This window comes from Halalkalicoccus tibetensis (assembly GCF_037996645.1).
Taxonomy (GTDB): Archaea; Halobacteriota; Halobacteria; order Halobacteriales; family Halalkalicoccaceae; genus Halalkalicoccus; species Halalkalicoccus tibetensis.
Genome location: NZ_JBBMXV010000003.1, coordinates 114,828 through 135,181 on the forward strand (window position 1 = coordinate 114,828; position 20,354 = coordinate 135,181).

Here is a 20,354-nt window from a genome sequence, read left to right on the forward strand (position 1 = left end):
TCTTGATGGCGGTATGGAACGCTTCGAGACGGGGTCACTGACCGCGATCCACTGGCTCGCGATCGGGCTGGCGGGACTGAGCGGCGCGATCCACCTGCTGCTTGCGGCGATCGTCCCCGCCTTCGCGCTCCGGGCGAGCTTTCTCGTCGCTGGGGTCGGGTTCTTCGTCGGGATCGGGCTCGTGATGGCCGACCACGAACGCACGTGGATCTACCTGCTCGGGCTCCCGTTCACCGGAGGTCAGGTGGTCCTCTGGTATCTGATCATCGGGCCGACACCCGGGTCGATCGGGGTGATCGACGCGGTCGATAAGTCCGCACAGCTCGTCCTCGTCGTGCTGCTCGTCGTCCTGTACGCCCGCGAGCGGTGAGGCGCGAGGTCAGTCCTCCCGGTCCTCGTCGCCGATGATCACCGTGTTCTTGAGGACGCTCTTCTGTCCCCGACGCAGACGTTCGGAGAGGGCCTGATGGGAGATGTCGAGATCCGCCGCGAGGTCCGTGAGGGTGATCGACCGCGGGACGTCGAAGTAGCCGCTGTCGAAGGCGGCGACGAGCGTGTCCTGCTGTTCGTCGGTGAGGCCGAATCGACCCTCGCGGCCATCGTCGAGCCGGTAGACGCTGCGGATGTCGATCGTGAGACCCGCGTCCTGACAGTAGTCGTAGGTCCGCGAGAGAGCGTCGCGCTGGGCGAAGAGAACGCGGAGCTGCCAGCCCGACTCGTCGCCGAACGCGGCGAGGATCGAGCCCTGCTCCTCAACGAGGATCTGGACGACCGTCTGGATCCGCTCGACCCACTCCATCCGGTAGAGCCACTCCCCCTCGAGCTCCGAGAGACGTTCGAGGCTGTCCACGGACTCGTCGCGTTCGAGACACTCCTTGATCGCCTCCCCGTCGTTGCCCGTCACCCAGACGAACGGCATGACGTGGTCCATGTCCTGGGCGACGAACCGTTCGATCTCGAACTCGACGTTCTCGAGCTCCGACAGCGTCCGCGAAAGGGCGAACTCGTCGGCAGGGAGCTCGATTTCGACTATCGTGGCGCTCATGGGGGCTGTACGAACGGGCACGGTAATACACCCCCGGAAATCGCATGCCGACCACAGCCGAGACGGTACTTTCGTATCGTCCCATGGGATATATCGTGCGGGGATCGTTCGAAGTAGCGGTCGGTCGGATCGGGTGCCGGTCTTTCCGAGCGCTCGATCACCGAGTCGTCGGACGGGACCGATCGCGATGTCGGTCGTCGGCATCGCTACGGTCCGCGGTGTGAGCAAGCAGGGGGTTCGCACGCAGTCGGCTACTGGTGGGCGATAAAACCTGCAATAAACCACTGGTAGCGATATCAAACGGATCGAACCGCGCGACACCGGCCCGTTTTTACTCGCGCCGTTCCTCGTGGCGAGTATGGCCGAGTTCGATCCCGAGAAGTTCGAGGACAAGTACGTACACTACTTCAACGAGCTCCAGCGTGCGTACAAGAACGCCTTCGAACACATGAACGAACGCTACGACTCCGAGCTGGTCCACGCGATCGACCAGCAGGTGTTGAACGAGAGCGAGCCACAGTACGAGGACGGCGAGTTCTCGGTCGAACTCCCCCCGGAGCCGTACGATCGGGTCGAGGGGGTGATCGTCGAGCGGGAGCGGTTCGAGGAGGTCCTCGACGTCTACACCGACCGGATCGAGACGGAGCTCCACGACGTGCTCGGCGTTGATCGTTGACAGTCCAAAGGTCTAAGAACGGTCGCACCCTATCCGAGGACATGAGCACCGAAACGCAGGGAGCGGACGACCTCGATGACCGCGTCATGAACTTCCTGCGGCGCAACTTCCCGCAGATCCAGATGCACGGCGGCAGCGCCGCCATTCAGGACCTCGACCGCGAGAACGGCGAGGTGACGATCCAGCTCGGCGGGGCCTGCAGCGGCTGTGGCATCTCCCCGATGACGATCCAAGCGATCAAGAGCCGAATGGTCAAGGAGATCCCCGAGATCAACCAGGTCCACGCCGAGACCGGCATGGACGACGGCGGGATGGGCGGTGGCGGCGGCATGAGCCCCTCGTTCCCCGGCGAGACCACCGACGACGAGTCGAGCGACGAAGGCCCACAGGCCCCCTTCTAACGCAGCCCGCGCGAGCTCTCCCACGTTTTCACCACCCCCGCTAGCAGCGCGTTCGTCGGGGCCGGTTCGAGCGCGTGCTCGGCGACGTAGCCGTTGATCGCGTCGATCTCCGTTCGACTCCCCCGTTCGACGTCCCGAGCCATCGAGGAGGTGTTCGGTGCCGTGGCCCGCGCGACCCGTCGAAGCGAGGAGACCGCCGTTTCGTCGGTCAGGTCCACCCCGTTCTCCCGAGCGACGCGGGCGGTCTCGCGGGCCGCCTCGCTAGCGATCGGCCAGGCCGAGTCCTTAAGGATCGCGCCGTTCTCGACGCGTGCCAACGCCGTCAGGGGGTTGATCGCCGCGTTGACCGCACACTTCTCCCAGAGGCGCCGGGGCATGTCGGGGGCGACCGTCGTTTCGATCCCGACAGCCTCGAAGGCTTCACCGATGCGCTCGGCGCGAGCGCTCTCCCCGCCGTCGGGGTCGCCGAGGACGACCTCGCCGGTTCCGGTACATTCGACGCGGCCCGGTTCTTCGAGCCGTGCCCCGTAGGTTGCGGTGCCGGCGAGCACCGGGGCGTCGAGCTCGGCCGCGAGGCGTTCCTCATTGCCGAGCCCGTTCTGTAACGAGAGTACGGCCCCGAACTCGCCGGTCGCGAGGGTTCGGGCGGCCTCGGCGGTGTCGTAGCTCTTGACGGCGACGCAGGCGAGGTCCGCAGCGAGGTCGGTCCCGTCGGTCGTCACGTGGGGGGTCGTGCGAAAGGGGAGCTCGCCGGAGATCCGGAGGCCGTCCTCTCGAGCTGCCCCGACGTGGGGGTCGCGGCCGACGAGCGTGACGCGGTGTTCGCGCGCGAGCATGCCGCCGAGGAGGCTGCCCAGGCTGCCCGCGCCGAAGACGACGACCTCCATTGTGCTCGTGCTAGTCTTCGGTCCAGTACATCAGCGCTTCCCTCGACTCCCCACAGCTGGGACAGTCGTCGGGGAGCCCGTCCTCGATGCGGCCCATCTCGCCACACTCCATGCAGCGCCACATCAGCTCGGCCTCGCCGAACTCCGCGTTCGAGCGGACGTGTTCGACGCTCATGGCCTCGTAGCCCTCGTGCATCGTGACGTAGAAGCCACCCTCGTCGAACCCACGGACCTTCCCCAGCCGATTGCCCTCGCCGTCGAAGACCGGCTGGCCGAAGCCGATCCGGGTCAGCTCCTCCTCGTCGACTCCGTCGGTTGGCTCTCCAGTGTTCATGAGAGTGATACGACGGCGAGCGATAAGATCCTGTCTGCGGCGGGAACCGATTTAGTTGAGATTATTGGCAGTAAATTTTATATACATATACTCATATACACATATCATGAACCGAGTATTCAGTACACTGAAAGGTGGGCTCGAGTGGGGGTTGTTCGCGGGGCTGGTGGTCGGGTACTACGGAGCGATCGCGATCGTGACGACCGGGCGGGAGGCCTATTCGAGGACGGTGGACGTCCGGAACCGTTCGCGCCGGCGGCCCTCGGTGTCGCTCGCCACCCCGCGGGAGGAGTAGTAATGGTCGGCGGACGGCGTCCGAGGGGGAGTCGGCCCGAAGGAGTATCGGTTCTCATATGATCGGGGTCCTGTCAGTAGCATGACCCCGGAGGTCAGCGCGCCGAGGACGCGGCTCGAATGGGGGATCTTCGTGGGACTGCTGCTCGCGTTCTACGCGATCGCCATGTTCCTCACGACGGGCGACGTCCCCTCCTCGCTGGCGATGGCCGTCATCGCCGGCCTGCCGCTTACGGGCGTCATCATCGTGGTGGTCGCCGCATGGCGGACCGTGACGGGGCAAACGGACTGATCGGTCGGTTCGGTCACATGAAGTCCGCGATCCCGCTCTGTTTGTCCCTGTGCACCTTTTTCCACCTCGGGATTCGCACTACGTGCGAACCACTCGGTGCAAAAATCCCCTCCAAAAAGGCCCTTCACTCGTTACACTCGCCACGGTAGAACTCACATGAAGTCCGCAATACCCGACTGTTTGTTCTTGTCGTTCTCGAAGATGCTCTCCAGCGAGGTGTCGAGGATCTTCAGGCGCTGTTTGGTGTACTCCCGGCAGCCGTACTCGTCGGCGACCTGGATCGCGGTGTTCATGTACTTGTTCACCGAGCCCTGGTGGACGGTCAGGTTCACGTTCCCGCCACAGTCCCGGCAGTCGCCCGAGAGCGGCATTCGCCGGTATTTCTTCCCGCAGGAGAGACAGCGCGTCTCCTGGCTGGAGAACGCCCTCAGATTGCCGATCAGGTCGGGCAGGAAGTGGTACTCGATGACGCGTTCGGCGACGTCCGTCTCGTCGACCGCCCGGAGCTTTCTCGCCAGCTCGAGCTGGGCGTCCATCTTCTCCATCATCGAGCCGAGCGTCTTGTACGCCGAGAGGTCCGGCCCGAGCGCGATGTCCGAGGTGTCGTGGGTGTGGGCGAAACCGCGGTACTGGTCGTCGGTACCCACCGATTCCTCGGCGATCGTCACGTCGACCTCGCCGGGATCAGCCATCTCCAGGGTGGCCTCGTAGAACTCCAGGGGGTACTGCTCGACGACGTCCATGTTGTGGGCCTCGTCGTCGATCTCCGCCGGGTCGATCCGCGAGGACATGACCAATGGAGCGTCCATCTGCCCCCCGCGCTTGTCGGGCAGGTACTCCTTCGAGAAGTTGAGCAGGCCGTCCATCAGCAGCATCACGCAGTCCTCGTCCCCGTCACACTGGCCGGTGAAGAGGTCGTTCGCGACCAGCGTGTGTGTGTCCGCGACCGTTACCGAGTACGTGTGATCGGTATCGGATTCCACGATCGAGACGTCGACGACCTCGTCGAGCCAGACCTCGCCGCCGTCGCCGAACAGCCGTTGTGGGCGGGCGTCGATCGACTCGACGACCTCCGAGAGCGTGGCCGATTTCCGGTCGAGGTCGAACCCGATCCGTTCGGCGAACCGGACGGCGTTTTCGGAGGTGATCTTCAGGACCCACGACTCGAACTCCGGGGTCCCGTCGTAGAACTCGGCGACGGGTCCGGTCTCGATCCGCCGGGTCTCAGTGTAGGTCTTGGACGTGATCCCGAACCGTTTCAATGCGGCGATCAGGTCCTCCTTGAGCTCGTCACTGATCGTGTGTGCCCGGATATCGAGGCGGTCGTTCGAGACGCTACCATCGCCGCTGAAGTACGCGGCGAGATACGCCGCAAGGACGCCATCGCTCCCGCCGAGAACGGGGTCGGGAACCCGTTTGTCCTCCGCGATCGATCCGGCATCGAGCACGTCGGCGAACAGCGCGGCGACCAGCCGGCTAGAGACGGTGACCTTCCACTCGTTCTCCTCGTAGGCCGTGGTCCCGAGGGCTTCCTCGAAGGTGTCGATGATCCGCCTTCGAACTGGATCATCGGGCGTACAGATCGTCGTCTGATAGAAACACCCGTCCTCGCGTCTGGTGAACCCCTCGGCCGCGTAGTAGCCGAGCAGCGTTCCCACCTCCTCGTCGATGCGGAGAATGCGGTCGACCGAAACGGAATCGCGCTTGACGCCGAGCTCGACGTCGTCGGGGAGGCGTTCGACGATCGTCTCCTCGTCGAAGAGGGCAAGGAGAACCGCCGCCGGAACGCTATCGCGGCTCACCCAGTTGTAGACGGTCGAGTCAGCGACGTCCAGGCGATCCGCGACGCGGTCGAGATAGGTGTCGCCGGAGGTGGCCTCGTCGAACAGCCCGCGGACCCGATCGGAGCCCAACCCTCGGATCACGAGGTCCTCGTTCGGGATCGCGTCGCCCGCGAGCAGTTCCGCGAGCAGGTCGATTTCGCTCTCCCGCCCCTCCATCGGAAGCCGTTTCGGGCTCGGAACCGTATCGCCGGGTTCGAGCTCGCTCGCCGCGATCCGTTCGACCTCTCCGTTCCATCGGCGCATCGAGTGGTCGGGCGTGACGCGGAGCCGTCGACCGCTTCGCGTCTCGATCTCGAGCAGGTGATCGGGAGCGGGATGTTTCGAGACCGCCTCGATCGGGCGCGTCGTCACCGAACCGTCGCCGGCGATCGACGGAACCGATAGCTCCCCGTCGAGCTCCTCGACGAGCGTTCCGAAGTCGTCGGTTCGTGGATCCTCGAGGTGCTCCTCGACGAGGTCCTCGATCGAGCCGTGCCGCCAGCGATCGCCCTCCTCCGCGTACCAGACTTTCGTCGACGGATGGAAGCAGTTCCTCCGCTTCGACGCGTGGAAATACGGATGAGCATAACCCACAGCGGCGCTCGTGAAGCCGACCACGCGACCCACCACGGCGGCGCTGGTGTGGGGCGCCATCCCGAAGACGAGCTCGCCGACGAGCTCCTCGCGTTCGGAGACGTCGTAGAAGGCCTCGAGGCCGTAGTAGCGCTCCAGGAGGTCGTCGACGAAGTCCGCCGTCTTCAGCATGTGCTCGGCCGCGCCGTCCGAGAGGACGACGTCCTGGACCTTGAGCTCGACCAGCTGGTCGGCGTGTTCGAGGGGCTCGCCTCGGACGTCCTCGTGATAGCCCAGCCGGCGGAACTCGTCGACCGGGACGTCGAGCTCCTCGGGGCGGACGCTCGTGACGGGCAGGTCGGTCATGTCGTAGCGGACGGTGCCGTCCTTGAACGCGCTGACCCCGTGTTTCGCCCGGAGGACCCCCTTCTCCATGGGCTCGGGCGTCTTGTGCGAGGAAGTCAGCCCCTTGACCCCCTTGAGCGTCTCGAACGAGCCTCCGCGCTCGCCGAGGCCCGAGAGCGCGTCGTGATAGATCCCGTCGAGGTCGATCGTTCGGCGCTCGACGTTCGTTCCCTCGGCCTCGCAGCGCGGACACCCCACGCGGCCGGCCTCGTCGGGCTCGAGCTCGCGCCCGCAGTCGGGACACTCGTAATGGGGGAAGGTGTTTCCCCCGCAGTCGGGACAGTCCCCGCGGAAGGTGCGGATTTCGCAGTCCTCGCACTCCCGGCGGCCGATGCTCACCTCGACCTCGCCGGGCGTGTCGCGCATCCCGGGGGCGTGGCGGGCGGCCTTCGCGACGTCGCGCTGGGCGCCGCCGGCCTCGCCGATGGGAAAGAGGGTGTGGACCGCGGGTGAGAGGTCGCGGCTCTCGGACTTCTCGGGCCGCCCCATCCGGTTGCCGATCCGGGTCGGGGCCCGTTCCCGGACGGCGAAGGGTGCGACCTCCGCGACGGCCTTCATCGCGTTGTTCCCGCCGTCCCACGCGCGGGCCTCGCCCGAGAGGGAGTCCCACTCCCGCGAGAGCTCCTCGGAGAAGCCCATCGTCGCGACGAGCGCGCGCCACTCCGGTACCGAGAGGGTTTCGGCGGTCTGTCGGTGTTCGACCAGCAGCGTCTCGAGGGCCTCGCGGGTCGTCTCGGTCCGGGTGAGCTCGAGCTCGCCCGCAGTGATCTCCCCCTCGTCGATCGCTTCCGCGAGCGCCTCGAACTGGGTGGTAGAGAGGTCGTGCCAGAGGTAGGTGTAGTCGGGGTGCAGGGGGGCGTCGTACTCGGCCGCCCACTCGAGGGCCTCCCCGACGGAGGGTGACTCGAGGTCCACTCGGGGGGAGTCCACCAGCGCCTGGACGTCCGCCGCGCTCTTCTCGAACTCCTGGATCCACCACTCGAAGGTGTAGGAGGCCGGGGCCAGCGGGTGGTTGTTCTCGACGAACTCGCCGTAGTTGACGAGGTACTCGCCGGCGTCGATGATCCGCTCGACGCCGTTCTGTATCTCGAGTGCCTCCGCGGGGTCGTCGATCCGGCGCACCTCGCCGTTGGCGAGGCGGACGGTCGGGCCCTCGATGGTGTCGACGGGGACGATCCCGTGGGCCTTGCCCGGGCGCTCGGTCTTGATCTGGGTGCCCGCCGCGAGGAAGTCGTCGACGATATGCATCGTCGCCGGATGGACCCCGCCGGTCGCGAAGCCGTGGTTGCGCGCCCGCCCGTAGCGAAGCCGGAACCCCCCGACTTCAGAGGGATGGGAGAAGACCGGCCGGCCCGCGATCAGGTCACGGAGGAACTTCTCGGAGGGGGCGGCCCGCGGCGGGCCGGCGGGCTCCTCGGGCCCGTCGTCGGCCTCGGCGTCGTCGTCCTCCTCGCTCGTCTCGGCCTCGCTTTCCTCGCTTCCCTCGTCCTCGCCGATCGTGCCGTCGATCAGGTCCTGGAGCCACGGCCAGTCAACCTCGTCGAGCTCGCGGGTGTAGCGCTGGATCTTCGGCGCCTTGAGCGCGATCCCCTCCGCGAGCACGAGACACATCCCGCCCCGCGGGTTGTTCGTCCCCACCCGTTCGAGATCCCGAAAGCCCGAGACCTCGGCGTCGCCCGTCGACTCCCCGTCGAGCATGATCGGGCAGTTCCGGGCGATGAACTTCGTCTCTTTATCTTTGGGCGAGTACTGCAACCCCGTGGTCTTGTCGTAGAGGCCCACCTCCTCGGCGTAGCGCTCGACCTCGTCGTCGCGGGCCTGGTACTCCGAGACGTCGAGCAGCGCGCGGGTGTAGTCGGCGACGAGCACGGAGAGCGCCTGGGCGGTCCCGCCTGCTGACCGAATGGGACCGGCGTAGAAGACCCGCACGCACTCCGTCCCGTCGTCGTTTTCCAATAACTCGACCCGGTCGATCCCCTCGATGGGGGCGGCGACCACGCCCTCGGTGAGCAGCGCGACCGCCGTTCGGACTGCGCCTTCGATCTTCCCGTCCTTGGTCTCGTACTCACCCACGCGACCTTCGGCGAAGTCCTCGGCCAGCGCCAGCGCGGCCTCCTCGCGGCTCATCTCCTCCTCGAGTTCCCGAACTCGCTCGGCGACCCCCGGGATGCCGAGGATGTTCTCGACCCTGTCGGCCATGTCCTTCGCGACGGGGATCTCGACCTCGGGTCGGGGGTCGCCGCCCCGCTTGCGGGCTCGCTCGGCGCGGTTGAACGCCTCGTCGAGGCGGGACTCGATCCGCTCGAAGTAGCGTTCGTCCTCCCCGCGCATTTACAGCCAGAGGTCGAGCCCGGTCGTCTCGTCGAACTCCCTGACGAGCTCGCCCTCGAACTCGCGCATGTAACACTCGCCGGCGAAGACGGTGCCCGAATCGAGGTGGCCCGCGATCGCCTGGCCGCTCGGCCGCGAGAGCACCGCGTGGGTGTGGGCGAAGCGCTCTGCGTTCAGCCACGAGACGTTGCCCATGCAGGCGGCGACCTCGAGGGGCTCCTCGAAGCTGACGGACTCGTACTCCTTCTCGCGCTGGTCGTAGAACAGGACCTCCGCGTCCTGGACCGCGCCGAGCGCGTAGAAGAAGCCCGCGTCGATCTCGGCCGCCTCGGCGAGGGTCTCGATCTCCTCGCGCCAGTCGGCACCCGTCTCCATCCGAGCAACGAACTCCCGTCGCGTCTCGACCTCGCGGTAGTGCATGCGGAAGGGCAACGAACGGGAGCGGCAAAAACGTATCCTTACCGCCAGTCCGAAAGCGACGACGCGTCACGAAGTGGCATGGCGAGCCACGCGTCGTCGGTGGTAACGTCGGCAATAACCACGCGCTCCCCGTCGGGCGCGTCGTCTATCGAGGCCATGACCTCGCTCTCGCCATCCACAGCGGACGCAGGGGTCGCTTTCGTGGACATGATATGACAATCGATAGCGTGGCTTATAAACTTCTCGGAGTCGGCGACGGATTTATCCCCCCGATGTCAACGACATGCAGGTGCAGGGTGGCCCTACGGGCGGCTATTGTGGGGAACGCGGCCGACGGGTCGGATCGGGGGGTACAAGGCCTCGGAGGTCGTACGCGGCGAGCATGAAAGTCGCAGACGCGATGACGCCGCGCGCGGAGCTCGTGACCGTCGAGCTGCCGGGGTCGCGCGACGACGCGCTCGAGTACCTCCAGGAGCGTGGGTTCTCCTCGGTGCCGGTGGTCAAGGAGGAGGACGGCTCCGAGGAGTTCCGCGGACTGGTCTCCCGGGAGGGGCTGATCGAGCGGCCCGACGAGGACCAGCTCGCGCTGCTGCTGGAGGAGGTGCCGACGACGACCGAGGACGCCTCGATCGAGGAGCTCGCGGGGCTGATGGTCCGCGAGGGTGCGCGCCGTATCCCCGTCGTTGACGGCCATCTCGAGGGGATCGTGACGGTCACCGACGTGATCCGTGCGATCGCCGAGGGGAACGTCGCGGGCGACGCCGAAGTCGGCGAAATCGCCGCCAGACACGTCAACGGCGTCTACGCCGGGACACCGCTGCCGGTCGCCGAGCGCGAGCTCCACTACGCGAACGAGCCCTACGGCGTCGTCCTCGACGACGACGCCGACCCCTGTGGGATCCTCACCGAGGTCGACGTCCTCGACGTCGCGGAGGTCGTCGAGGGCGAGGAGCGCACCGGCGACAGCATGGCCAGCGACGACAGCGACTGGAAGTGGGAGAGCATCAAGGCCGTCGGCAACCGGTATCTCCCGACCCGGAACGTCGAGATCCCGGCCGCCCCCGTGAGCGAGTTCATGACCGAGGACGTCGTGACGGTGACGAAACGCAAGACGGCACAGGACGCCGCCCAGCTCATGATCCGCAACGACATCGAGCAGATCCCGCTGATGAGCGGCGACGAGCTGAGCGGAATCGTCCAGGACACCCACCTCTTGGAGGCGCTCGATGAGCGATAGCGAGAACGAGAATGAAAGCGAGGGCCGTACGCTCGCCGAACTCGCGAAACGGCGGGGCTTCTTCTTCCCCTCGAACGGCGTCTATGGGGGGACCGCCGGCTTCTACACCTACGGCCCCGAGGGCGCGGCGCTCAAACGCCACCTCGAGGACGCCTGGCGCGACCGTTTTACGGTGAAGGAGGGCAATCAGGAGATCGAGGCGCCGACGGTGATGCCCGAGGCGGTCTTCGAGGCCTCCGGGCATCTCGACGGGTTCGACGACATGCTCGTCGAGTGTGCCGACTGTGGCGAGAGCCACCGGGCGGACCACCTGATCGAGGACGACACCGCGATCGAGGACGCCGAAGCCCTGGAGATCGCGGAGGTCGAGGAGCTGATCCGCGAGCACGAGCTGGTCTGTCCGTCGTGTGGGACCGCGCTGGCCGGCCAGCCCGTCGAGGACTTCAACCTCATGTTCGAGACGACCATCGGGCCGGGGTCGGGCCAGACGGGCTACATGCGCCCCGAGACGGCCCAGGGGATCTTCGTCGAGTTCCCCCAACTGGCCGAGTACGCCCGCAACAAGCTCCCCTTCGGCGTCACCCAGATCGGCCCGGCCTACCGCAATGAGATCAGCCCCCGCAAGGGCGTGATCCGGGTCCGGGAGTTCACGCAGGCCGAGCTCGAGCAGTTCGTCGACCCCGAGCGCGACGAGCCGGACCTCTCGCGGGTGTCGGACGTCGAAGTGACGCTCTACCCCATCGAGAACCAGCGCGAGGAGGGAAGCGAGTACGTCGAGACCACGGTCGGCGAGGCCGTCGAGGAGGGAACCATCGCCAGCGAGTGGGTCGCCTACTACCTGGGGATCGCCCAGGAGTGGTACGAGCGGGTCGGCATCGACATGGATCGATTCAGGTTCCGCCAGCACCTCCCCGGGGAACGCGCACACTACGCGAGCGACTGCTGGGACGCCGAGGCCGAACTCGGCGGCGACTGGGTCGAGATCGCCGGCTTCGCCTACCGGGGCGACTACGACCTCTCGAAGCACGCCGAGCACTCCGGCGAGGAGTTCACCGTCTTCGAGCAGTACGACGAGCCGATCCACACGGAGCGCGCGACCGTCGACCCCGACATGAGCTATCTGGGCCCGGAGTTCGGCGGAAAGGCCGGGGAGATCGCCGACGCGCTCGAAACGCTCGCCGAGCGGGATCGAGCGGCGTTCGAGGACGAGAGCGTGAGCGTCGAAGTGGACGGCGAGAGCTACGAGATCCCGACCGAGAGGACGGGCTTCTCGGTCGAGGAGGTCACGGAGTCGGGCGAGCACGTCACGCCCCACGTGGTCGAGCCCTCCTTCGGGGTGGGTCGGACGCTGTACGCGGTGTTCGCCCACGCCTACCGGGAGGACGAGGTCGACGGCGAGGAGCGAAGCTACCTCTCGCTGCCCCCGGAGATGGCGCCCACGACGGTCGGGGTGTTCCCGCTGATGGACCGCGACGGGATGGGCGAGCGCGCCCGGACGGTCGCGAGCGAGCTCCGGGAAGCGGGCTTGGAGGTGAGCTACGACGACTCGGGCAACATCGGGCGACGCTACCGCCGGCAGGACGAGGTCGGCACGCCGTTCTGCGTGACGGTCGACTACGAGAGCCTGGAGGACGACACCGTCACCCTGCGCGACCGCGACTCGACCGACCAGGCCCGGGTGCCGATCGCGGAGCTCCCGGTGCTGTTGACCGATCTGCGCGAGGGATCGCGGTCGTTCGACGCGGTCGCGGACGAAGGCGAAGAGCTATCGACCGAGCCGGAGAACCCGGCGGAGTAGTGGCGGAGATCGGCCGGCGATTGGTGCACGCGAGCGGGACGTTAGCGCCCCTGATCTACCTGATCGGGGTGCTGACGTGGGAGCAGCTGGGCTGGCTGCTCGTCCTCGGCGTCGGGATCGCGATGGCCCTCGAGTTCGTGCGCCTGCGGGTGGGGCTCGACTGGTGGGTCTACGAGGAGCTCACCCGCGAGTACGAACAGGAGAAGGTCGCGGGCTACGCGCTCTACATGGTCGGGATGGCCGCCGTGGCGCTCGCAGTTCCACCGGAAATCGCACTCCCCGCGATGTTCATGCTCGCGATCGGCGATCCGGTGGGTGGGTATCTCGGCGGGGGCGCGGAGAAGAAGTCCCCGCTCGCGCTCGGAGCGGTCTTCGTCGTCTGCCTGCTCTTTGCGCTCCCCTTCCTCCCGGTCGTGGCCGCGGTGCTCGGGGCGCTCGCGGCGACTGCCGCCGACGGCTATCTGGTCTCAGTTCGGGGATACGTCGTCGACGACAACCTGACGATCCCGCTTTCGGCGGCGCTGGCGATGTGGGTCGGGGTCGTAGTGGTGTGAGGGTACTGACGGCCGGAAAAGCTATTATTCGGATATATATACCCTAAATTATGGTTGATTACGGACAGCTCCTGATCGGATTTGTGGCCCTCGGCGTCGGTCTCTGGTTAGGCTATCAGGTCGTGCTCTCGTTTCGGCAGTACACCACGCTCTCGAAGGCCGAACCGAGCGGCTCAGCAGGCCTCATCGATGGAGAGGCAGCGACGATCGAAGGACAGGTCCTCGTGGACGAACCCGCCGACGAGGCAGGGGCTGGCGTAGCACTTGCGGAGCGCGAAAGCGCGCTCGCACTACTCGTCTGGCGGATTCGACGCATTCGTCACGGCGGAGCGAGGGTGAGAATCGGCGGCGGGAACCGGCGGCGAACCAACAGCACGCTCGCCTCGGGGATCGAACCCGGCGAGTTTCGGGTCGCTACCGGAAACGACGAGGTTCGAGTCAACCCTGAGTGGCTCCTTAGCAATCACGCGACCGACGATACGGGTTCGATAACTTCGTCCGATCCGTGGTCCTCGCCGTACATCCATCTGGGGAACCATACCGAGGAGTTCGAAGTAGACGGGCGAGGCGGGCTACCGGGGTCGCTGGATCTCGGCAATGGCTCGATCCAGTTCGGCGACAGCGAACGGTTCCAGTCGAAGGCGATCCCCGAGGGCGAGCGCGTCGTGGTTCACGGCGAGACGGCGGTCGAGAACGGGGAGCCGGTGGTTCGCGGAACGGACGGAACCGCACTAGTGATCTCCGACCAGCCGATCGAGGGGCTGGTCGCAAGTCTCCGCAATCAAGTACTCAAATCGGGCGCGCTCGCAGTGGCCGCCACGGCCGTCGGTGCGTACTTCCTGTACGATGTCGCCATTGCGGTCTCGTGAGCGCTGGAGAGACCATGGATCAACAGTAGCGGCTCGTCCGACCCCCGTCGTGTGTTATTTAGCTCCACGGTCATCGATTCATCGGTGAATTGGTGTGACCCTATTTTCATCTGCTTTACTTCCGCCTCGCTACACGAACCCTTAACCCCGAGAACGAACAAAACGCTCCAATGGCCGCCACGGACGAGGGGATTCCCCGGGTCGATCACCCCCTCCTCACGCCGGGCTTCATCGAACGCCGGCTCTACCAGATCCAGCTCGCCGGGAAGGCGAAGACCGCCCACACGCTGGTCTGTCTCCCGACCGGGCTGGGCAAGACGACCGTCAGCCTGCTCGTGACCGCGGAGCGACTGAACGACCTCAGGGGGAAGGCGCTCTTTCTCGCGCCGACGAAGCCGCTCGTCGAGCAGCACGCCGAGTTCTACCGCGACGCCCTCGAGATCCCCGACGAGGAGATCGTCGTCTTCACCGGGGAGGTCCGTCCCGACGACCGCGCGGCGCTGTGGGACGACGCGACCATCGTGATCGCCACCCCGCAGGTCGTCGAGAACGACCTCGTCGGCGGGCGAGTCTCCCTGTCGGACGTCACCCACCTCACCTTCGACGAGTGTCACCGCGCGACCGGCGACTACTCCTACGTCTACATCGCCGAACGCTATCACGGGGACGCCGAGGACCCGCTCGTGACGGGGATGAGCGCCTCGCCCGGCGGCGACGAGGAGGCGATCCTCGAGGTCTGTGAGAACCTCGGGATCACCGAGGTCGAGGTGATGACCGAGGACGACTCGGACGTCGCGGAGTACACCCACGACACCGAGGTCGAGTGGAAGCGCATCGAGGTGCCCGAGGAGATCATCGAGATCCGCGACGCGCTCAACGAGGTGGTCAAGGACCGCCTGGAGAAGCTCAAGGAGCTAGGTGTGCTCGACTCCGCCCGAGTCGACATCTCGCGCAAGGAGCTGTTCGGGGTGCGAAGCGAGCTCCAGAAGCTCATCCAGAACGACCAGTCCGAGGGCTATCAGGGCATGTCGATCCACGCGGAGGTGATGAAGATCAAGCACGCCGTCGAGGTCGTCGAGTCCCAGGGCGTCGAGGCGCTCGAAGCCTACTTCGAGCGGCTTCGCAACGAGGCCCGTTCGTCGGGGGCGTCGAAGGCGAGCCAGCGCCTCGTCAGCGAGCCCAAAGTCAGGGAAGCGATGCGGAAGGCCGACGCGTACGACGACCTCCATCCGAAGCTCTCTGAAACCCGCCGGCTCGCCATCGAGACGCTGATCGAGGGCGGGAGCCGGGTGATCGTCTTCACCGAGTACCGCGACACCGCCGAAACCCTCACCGAGTTCCTCTCGGAGCACGTCGACGCCCGGCGGTTCGTCGGTCAGGGCGACAAGGAGGGCAGTTCGGGGATGACCCAGAAGGAGCAGCGGGAGGTGCTCGACGACTTTCGAGATGGGGAGTTCGACGTGCTGGTCTCGACCTCGGTCGCCGAGGAGGGTCTCGACGTTCCCGAAGTGGATCTCGTCCTCTTCTACGAGCCGGTCCCGACCGCGATCCGGGCGATCCAGCGCAAAGGGCGGACGGGGCGCCAGGACGAGGGCCGCGTGGTCGTCCTGCTCGCGGAGGACACCCGCGACGAGGCGTACTTCTGGATCTCGCGACGCCGGGAGAAGGAGATGGAGTCCGAACTCCGGAAGCTGAAGGGCGTCGCCGATGAGGTCGAGGAGCAGCTCGATCCGAGCCAGCGCCAGCTCGCCGACTTCGACGCTGCGGAGACAGGGGACGAGGGGAGCGAGGAGAACGGATCGGACGACCTGTCCCACGGGCTCGAGTCCTATGCGTCGGAAGCGGAGGGCGAAAGCGGCGAGGAGGATGCGGACGGGGAAGTAGGATCCGAGGACGCTGGCGAGGTCGGCGTCGAAGCCGCGACGCCCGACCCCGACGGGGGGATCGAGATCGTCGCCGACCAGCGCGAGCTCGATTCGACGATCGCGCGGGACCTCTCGACCCGGGAGGGGATCGAGACTCGTTTGGAGACCCTCGAAGTCGGCGACTACGTCCTCTCCGATCGGGTTGCAGTCGAGCGAAAGTCGGTGACCGACTTCCTCGACACCCTCGTGGGCGGGGACCGTTCGGTGTTCGAGCAGGTCGGCGACATGGCCCGCTTCTACTCCCGGCCGGTAGTGATAATCGAGGGCGAGGGGCTCTACGACGAGCGGAACGTCCACCCTAACGCGATCCGGGGGGCGCTCGCGAGCCTCGCGATCGACTTCGGCACATCGGTCCTGCGAACCGATGACGAGGCGGACACGGCGGATCTGCTGGCCGTGATCGCCGGGCGCGAACAGGAGACCGCCGACCGCGAGGTGAGCGTCCACGGCAAGAAGTCCTCGAAGACCCTCGCCGAACAGCAGGAGTACGTCGTCGGATCGATCGCCGACATCGGTCCCGTCACCGCCCGTTCGCTGCTCGCGGAGTTCGGCAGCGTCGAGGCCGTCCTGACCGCGAGCGAGGAGGAGCTGCTCGCGGCCGAGGGCGTCGGCGAGGTGACCGCCGACCGGATCCGCGAGGTCGTCGCGAGCGACTACGACCGATAATAGGTCCTCTAGTCACTCGGTATGGTACGGTGTTGATTGTACTGTTAGCACACTAGCCTTATCATCGGGGAATGCGGATGTTTATCCAGAAAGTGGAGATGTTCGTAACGGAAGAACCAGAAGACGATCGAAGCTCGTTACAATCGTGGTACGGCGATCCGCAGTACGACGAGGGGGACACGAACGGGTGGGAGAGCGAGTACTACGGCGCGGCGAGCGGGGAGAGCCCTGAGGATCCGGTCGAGTTCGTCCCCGAGGTCGAGCACCCGGGCGTGTTCCGTGAGGACGACCGAGTGCCGGAGAGGCGCTCCGCGCGGCCGCTGTCGGCGAGCGACTAGACGGTCTCCTCGCGGAGTTCGGTGCGGCGGATCTTGCCCGTGACGGTCTTCGGGAGCTCGTCGGCGAACTCGATCTCCCGGGGGTACTCGTGGGCCGCGAGCTCGCGCTTGACGTGGTTCTGGATGTCGCCGACGAGCTCGTCGGAGGGCTCGATGCCGGCGCTCGGGACGACGTACGCCTTGACGACGTTGCCCCGTTCGGGGTCGGACTTGGGGACGACGGCGGCCTCCGCGACGGCCTCGTGTTCGCCAAGCGAGCTCTCGACCTCGAAGGGGCCGATTCTGTACCCCGACGAAATTATCACGTCGTCGGCCCGGCCCTCGAACCAGAAGTACCCGTCCTGGTCGAGATAGCCGAGGTCGCCTGAGAGATACCAGCCGTTCACGAAACACTCCTCGGTCTTCTCGGGCTGCTCCCAGTATCCGGCGAAGAAAGAGGAGTAGTCCCCGCGCTGGGCGATCTCGCCGGTCTCGCCCGGCGGGAGTGGCTCGCCCGTCCCGGGGTCGACGACCGCAGCCTCGATCCCGGGGAGCGGCTTTCCCATGCTGCCGGGACGGATCTCCATCGTCGGGTAGTTGTTGATGATCATGTTGCCCGTCTCGGTCTGGCCGTAGGTGTCGTGGATCGTCACCCCCAGAACGTCCTCGCCCCAGTCGACGACGCCCGCCGAGAGGGGTTCGCCGATCGAGAGGGCGTGGCGCAGGTCCAGGTCCACCCCGTCGAGCACCGACTCCTCCTCGCGGAGCATGCGGTAGGCCGTTGGAACGCTGAAGAGGACAGTAATGGGATACTCCTCGAGCAGGCCCGCCCACGCCTCGGGGTCGAACTCGCCCTCGTAGGTGAACTGGCTCGTCCCCCAGAACCACGCGCCAAGCGCGTTGATCGGGCCGGTGAGCCAGCCCAGGTCGCCGGTCGACCAGTAGAGGTCCTCCTCCCGGAGGTCGACCGCGAACCGCTGGGTCGCCGCGACGCCCGCGATCCAGCGGTGTTCGTGGAGCACGCCCTTGGCCCTCCCGGTGGTCCCGCTGGTGTAGTAGAGCAGGGCGTCGTCCTCCCCCGAGGTCCGGACGGTCTCGAACTCGGGGCTCGCCGACCCGCACTCCTCGTGGAAGTCGAGGTCCCCTGTCCGACCCTCGCCGACCACGACGACGCGTTCGACCGAGGGGGCGTCCTCGAGGGCCCTCCCGACCGTCTCACGGTTCTCGCCGGTCGTGATGACGACTTTCGCGTCACAGTCGTCGAGCCGGTAGGCGATCCCCTCGGGGCCGAAGCGCTCGTTGATCCCGCCGAAGACGGTGCCGGCCTTCAGAGCCCCGACGAGCGTGACGTAGTGCTCCGGTATGCGGGGCATGTAGGAGAACACCCGGTCGCCGCGATCGACGAGCCCCGAGAGGACGTTCGCAAAGCGGTTCGAGCGCTCCGCGAGGTCGCCGAAGGCGAGCGTCGCGCGCTCGCCCTCGCTCCCGGCGTACTCCAGTGCGGTTCGGTCGGAGGGATGGCGATCGCAGACCTCGTGGGCGACGTTGAGCTCCTCGGGGGCGTCCCAGTCGGCCTCGCCGTAGACGTCGGCCCACTGGAAAGTCTCGCACAGCTCGTCGTAGTCGGCCATGTTGTGTGTGGACATCGTCCGTGATTGCGGCCGTGTCCTGCATAAATCATCGTGATGGAGCCGGGTTTTTCCCCCGCCGGTACCGAGGGGGACCCATGGGTGCGATCCGTCGCTGTCCCGACCACGGGCCCTTTGCGGGAGAGGCATGCCCGGCCTGCGGCGAGGGGGGCGACCCGTTGCTGGAGGGAGGGCACCGGAAACGCCTCTCGAAGTTCATGAGCGGTGCGCTCAGGCATTTCCCGAAGGACGCCGGCCTCTCGCTCGACGAACGGGGCTGGACGGGGTACGACGACCTCGTCCGAACGGTGGTCGGGAAGTACGACTGGGCCGAGCCGGAGCACGTCGAGGCCGTGATCGTCACCGACCCGAAGGGGCGCTTCGAGCGCGCCGACGGGCGGGTGCGAGCCGCCTACGGCCACTCGGTCGAGGTCGATCTCGGGGAGGCGGAGACGCCGGTTCCCGACGAACTGTATCACGGGACCGCCCCCGAAAACGTCACATCGATCCGCGAGGAGGGGCTGAAGCCGATGGGCCGCCAGCACGTCCACCTCTCGGGGACGGTCGAGGAGGCGCTCGAAGTGGGGCGGCGACACAGCCCCGATCCGACGGTCCTAGTCGTGGATGCGGCGGGCATGGAGGGCGACGGGCATCGGATCGTCCGGCGCGCGACGGGGATCTACACGACCGACCGGGTACCGCCCGAGTACCTCTCGGTCCACGAATGATCGCCCTGATCTGTGGTCCGCCGGGCGCCGGCAAGACGACGATCGTGGCGGGGGTCGCCGAACGGCTCGACGCCCGCGGGTCGCCCCTGCGGGTGCTCCACTCCGACGGGTTCTCGGCGAACACCTACGGGCAGATGTACGAGCGCGTCGCCGGAGAGGGGGGCGACTGGCTGCTCGACGGCACCTTCTACGAGCGGGGGTTCCGCGAGCGCTTTCGCGCCCTCGACGACGTGTACGTCGTCCACGTCGCCGCGAGCCTCGAGACCTGCCTCCGTCGGAACCGGGCCCGGGAGGGGTCGATCGACGAGACCGGCGTCTACGCCATCTACCGGGAGTTCGAGCGCCCCCGAGCGGACCTGACGGTCGACACCGACGAACTCCCGGTGGAGGAGGCGGTCACGCGGGTGGTTCGGGCGGTCGAGCGGTGGCGCGATTAGCGGCCGTTCAGCGTCGAGAGGGTCTCCGCGGCCTCGGTGGCGGCTTCGAGGAACTCGCGGGCGCGCCGTGGGTCCTCGCTGTCGGCGGCCCGCCGCGAGAGCGTGGCGATGGTCCGGCCGAGCTCGTCGCGCGCCCCCGAGAGGTCGCCGGTCGCCGCCGAGGGTTCGGAGTCTGTTCCGGGAGCGGGCTCGTGCGATTCAACGGCCCGTGCGGGTTCGGGCTGGCCCTCCGGTTCCGGCTCGGGTTCGGGCTCGCGGACCTCGGAGGGCTGGGAGCCGGTGTCGACGGGATCGGTCCGGTCCTCGTCGGCCACGGCCTGGGCCGCGGCCTCGGACTCGGGGGCCGTCTCGGCGGGGTCGGGCGACTCCCGGCGGTCGGGCTGCCCGTTCCCCCCGGCCGACTCCTCCTCGGCGGCCTGGCACGACGGACAGAACGCCTGGCCCTCGTAGCGGAAGACCGGGTCGCCGCATCGATCGCAGTGGCTGTTGGTCATCGTCGCGCCCTGGAGCAGGAGGTCGCTCATACGCTGGGTCGACTCCCGGTCGGCCCGTTCGTCGGCGTACTTCTCGCGGAGCTTCTCGCGTTCGGCCTCCTTGTCGAACTCGTCGCTGCTCATACCTGGAGGAGGGCCGTGATCCCGAAAAGGACTGTGGATTCGACGATCGTCGAACCAGAGTTCCCGAGACGACGTGAGATGCCCAGTTCCGACACGT

General features: G+C 67.0%; 21 protein-coding genes. 13 read left to right on the forward strand and 8 right to left on the reverse strand.

The features are described 5' to 3' along the window. Positions 1 to 13 precede the first annotated feature (13 nt). Complete coding sequence (locus WOA58_RS09025; protein ID WP_340603862.1) at positions 14 to 370, forward strand: DUF7475 family protein; 357 nt, start codon at positions 14 to 16, stop codon at positions 368 to 370. 9 nt (positions 371 to 379) lie between these two features. Here the strand turns inward: WOA58_RS09025 and WOA58_RS09030 are convergent, their stop codons facing one another. Next, positions 380 to 1,045 carry a helix-turn-helix domain-containing protein gene (locus tag WOA58_RS09030; protein ID WP_340603863.1) on the reverse strand — a complete coding sequence of 222 codons (666 nt, stop codon included), beginning with the start codon at positions 1,043 to 1,045 and terminating at the stop codon, positions 380 to 382. Positions 1,046 to 1,403: 358 nt separating this feature from the next. Between WOA58_RS09030 and WOA58_RS09035 the strand changes: the two genes are divergently transcribed. Beyond that, on the forward strand, positions 1,404 to 1,721 hold the full coding sequence (locus tag WOA58_RS09035) for a DUF5783 family protein (protein ID WP_340603864.1): 318 nt from the start codon (positions 1,404 to 1,406) through the stop codon (positions 1,719 to 1,721). A gap of 41 nt (positions 1,722 to 1,762) precedes the next feature. Further along, entirely contained in the window at positions 1,763 to 2,122 is a 360-nt protein-coding gene (locus tag WOA58_RS09040; RefSeq protein WP_340603865.1) for a NifU family protein, read from the forward strand. Here WOA58_RS09040 and WOA58_RS09045 read toward each other — a convergent pair. Both WOA58_RS09045 and WOA58_RS09050 read right to left on the reverse strand, forming a co-directional pair. Then, the gene (locus tag WOA58_RS09045) at positions 2,119 to 3,009 is read right to left on the reverse strand and encodes a ketopantoate reductase family protein (RefSeq protein WP_340603866.1); all 891 of its coding nucleotides are present in this window, start codon (positions 3,007 to 3,009) and stop codon (positions 2,119 to 2,121) included. The genes WOA58_RS09040 and WOA58_RS09045 overlap by 4 nt on opposite strands. A 10-nt stretch (positions 3,010 to 3,019) precedes the next feature. Next, on the reverse strand, positions 3,020 to 3,343 hold the full coding sequence (locus tag WOA58_RS09050) for a DUF7130 family rubredoxin-like protein (protein ID WP_340603867.1): 324 nt from the start codon (positions 3,341 to 3,343) through the stop codon (positions 3,020 to 3,022). 106 nt (positions 3,344 to 3,449) lie between these two features. Here WOA58_RS09050 and WOA58_RS09055 point away from each other — a divergent pair, with 106 nt between their 5' ends. Together WOA58_RS09055 and WOA58_RS09060 are read left to right on the forward strand one after the other, a co-directional pair. Further along, positions 3,450 to 3,638, forward strand: coding sequence for a hypothetical protein (locus WOA58_RS09055; RefSeq protein ID WP_340603868.1), 189 nt, complete (start codon positions 3,450 to 3,452; stop codon positions 3,636 to 3,638). An 81-nt stretch (positions 3,639 to 3,719) separates the two neighbouring features. Further along, complete coding sequence (locus WOA58_RS09060) at positions 3,720 to 3,929, forward strand: hypothetical protein (RefSeq protein ID WP_340603869.1); 210 nt, start codon at positions 3,720 to 3,722, stop codon at positions 3,927 to 3,929. A 152-nt stretch (positions 3,930 to 4,081) separates the two neighbouring features. Here WOA58_RS09060 and polC read toward each other — a convergent pair whose 3' ends face one another. From polC to WOA58_RS09075, 3 genes are read right to left on the reverse strand one after another with little or no spacing between them, the layout of a single operon-like run. Beyond that, positions 4,082 to 9,061, reverse strand: a complete 4,980-nt coding sequence (polC, locus tag WOA58_RS09065) for a DNA polymerase II large subunit (protein WP_340603870.1) — start codon at positions 9,059 to 9,061, stop codon at positions 4,082 to 4,084. After that, positions 9,062 to 9,481: a PPC domain-containing DNA-binding protein gene (locus WOA58_RS09070; protein WP_340603871.1), complete on the reverse strand. Its 420-nt coding sequence runs from the start codon at positions 9,479 to 9,481 to the stop codon at positions 9,062 to 9,064. A gap of 38 nt (positions 9,482 to 9,519) precedes the next feature. Continuing rightward, positions 9,520 to 9,690 (reverse strand): DUF7556 family protein, encoded by a 171-nt coding sequence (locus tag WOA58_RS09075; protein ID WP_340603872.1) that lies wholly within the window; start codon positions 9,688 to 9,690, stop codon positions 9,520 to 9,522. Between the two features lie 173 nt (positions 9,691 to 9,863). On the opposite strand from WOA58_RS09075, the gene WOA58_RS09080 reads away from it, so the two are divergent. The 6 genes from WOA58_RS09080 (at position 9,864) to WOA58_RS09105 (ending at position 16,868) form a co-directional block, all read left to right on the forward strand. Further along, complete coding sequence (locus WOA58_RS09080; RefSeq protein WP_340603873.1) at positions 9,864 to 10,718, forward strand: CBS domain-containing protein; 855 nt, start codon at positions 9,864 to 9,866, stop codon at positions 10,716 to 10,718. After that, complete coding sequence (gene glyS, locus WOA58_RS09085) at positions 10,708 to 12,516, forward strand: glycine--tRNA ligase (RefSeq protein WP_340603874.1); 1,809 nt, start codon at positions 10,708 to 10,710, stop codon at positions 12,514 to 12,516. Before WOA58_RS09080 ends, glyS begins: the two co-directional genes overlap by 11 nt. Further along, complete coding sequence (locus WOA58_RS09090) at positions 12,516 to 13,070, forward strand: dolichol kinase (protein WP_340603875.1); 555 nt, start codon at positions 12,516 to 12,518, stop codon at positions 13,068 to 13,070. The genes glyS and WOA58_RS09090 overlap by 1 nt, the downstream gene beginning before the upstream one ends. 50 nt (positions 13,071 to 13,120) lie before the next feature. After that, the gene (locus WOA58_RS09095) at positions 13,121 to 13,939 is read left to right on the forward strand and encodes a hypothetical protein (protein ID WP_340603876.1); all 819 of its coding nucleotides are present in this window, start codon (positions 13,121 to 13,123) and stop codon (positions 13,937 to 13,939) included. A gap of 170 nt (positions 13,940 to 14,109) precedes the next feature. Then, complete coding sequence (locus WOA58_RS09100) at positions 14,110 to 16,530, forward strand: DEAD/DEAH box helicase (RefSeq protein ID WP_340603877.1); 2,421 nt, start codon at positions 14,110 to 14,112, stop codon at positions 16,528 to 16,530. 92 nt (positions 16,531 to 16,622) lie between these two features. Further along, positions 16,623 to 16,868, forward strand: coding sequence for a hypothetical protein (locus WOA58_RS09105; protein WP_340603878.1), 246 nt, complete (start codon positions 16,623 to 16,625; stop codon positions 16,866 to 16,868). Here WOA58_RS09105 and WOA58_RS09110 read toward each other — a convergent pair. Continuing rightward, positions 16,865 to 18,493, reverse strand: coding sequence for an acyl-CoA synthetase (locus tag WOA58_RS09110; RefSeq protein ID WP_340603879.1), 1,629 nt, complete (start codon positions 18,491 to 18,493; stop codon positions 16,865 to 16,867). The genes WOA58_RS09105 and WOA58_RS09110 overlap by 4 nt on opposite strands. Positions 18,494 to 18,573: 80 nt before the next feature. Here WOA58_RS09110 and WOA58_RS09115 point away from each other — a divergent pair, with 80 nt between their 5' ends. Both WOA58_RS09115 and WOA58_RS09120 read left to right on the forward strand, forming a co-directional pair. Then, the gene (locus tag WOA58_RS09115; RefSeq protein ID WP_340603880.1) at positions 18,574 to 19,203 is read left to right on the forward strand and encodes an RNA 2'-phosphotransferase; all 630 of its coding nucleotides are present in this window, start codon (positions 18,574 to 18,576) and stop codon (positions 19,201 to 19,203) included. Next, positions 19,200 to 19,640, forward strand: coding sequence for an AAA family ATPase (locus tag WOA58_RS09120; RefSeq protein ID WP_340603881.1), 441 nt, complete (start codon positions 19,200 to 19,202; stop codon positions 19,638 to 19,640). Before WOA58_RS09115 ends, WOA58_RS09120 begins: the two co-directional genes overlap by 4 nt. Here WOA58_RS09120 and WOA58_RS09125 read toward each other — a convergent pair. After that, positions 19,637 to 20,257 (reverse strand): Sjogren's syndrome/scleroderma autoantigen 1 family protein, encoded by a 621-nt coding sequence (locus WOA58_RS09125; protein WP_340603882.1) that lies wholly within the window; start codon positions 20,255 to 20,257, stop codon positions 19,637 to 19,639. The two genes, WOA58_RS09120 and WOA58_RS09125, sit on opposite strands and share 4 nt — an antisense overlap. Between the last annotated feature and the right edge of the window lie 97 nt (positions 20,258 to 20,354).